Annotated in this window: 1 rRNA gene; it reads left to right on the top strand. The window is 55.3% G+C overall.

The features are described 5' to 3' along the window. Positions 1 to 163: 163 nt before the first annotated feature. A 16S ribosomal RNA gene (locus RM812_RS43500) occupies positions 164 to 255 on the top strand; the annotation flags it as partial.

Here is a 255-nt window from a genome sequence, read left to right on the forward strand (position 1 = left end):
AACAGCGTGCCAAAAGTCAACGCCAGATATGTTGATACCCCGTCTCCGGCCGCACGGTCGGGACGAGGTTCCTTTGAAAAAACACAGCGAGGACGCTGTGAACAGTCGGATCATTCCTCCGACTGTTACGCTCTCGTGGTGTACGCCGGATTACCGGCAAGCATTCACGGAGAGTTTGATCCTGGCTCAGGACGAACGCTGGCGGCGTGCTTAACACATGCAAGTCGAACGATGAACCACTTCGGTGGGGATTAG

The organism is Streptomyces lancefieldiae (assembly GCF_031845825.1).
GTDB lineage: Bacteria > Actinomycetota > Actinomycetes > Streptomycetales > Streptomycetaceae > Streptomyces > Streptomyces lancefieldiae.